At 69.9% G+C, this 206-nt stretch carries 1 pseudogene; it reads right to left on the reverse strand.

The window, feature by feature from the left end:
• A pseudogene (locus tag L687_RS42945) lies at window positions 1–206 on the reverse strand (molybdopterin-dependent oxidoreductase); the annotation flags it as partial.

The raw sequence follows: 206 nt of genomic DNA on the forward strand, positions 1-206 counted from the left end.
GCCCACGACCAGTGCGGATGCCCCGGCGAGCGCGGCGAGGACGAAGAAGCGGCGGCGGTCGATTCCGGGGCGGACGGACTCTCCTTCGTCGTCGGCACGGACGATCTCGTCTCCAGCGGTCGACGTGTCGCTCTTCCGTTCGCTCTCGACGCCGACGACGGAATCCCTCCATCCGCGCAGGCGACGGCACAGGAGCACGAGGACCA

Origin of the sequence: Microbacterium maritypicum MF109 (assembly GCF_000455825.1) — a bacterium.
Lineage (GTDB): Bacteria > Actinomycetota > Actinomycetes > Actinomycetales > Microbacteriaceae > Microbacterium > Microbacterium maritypicum_A.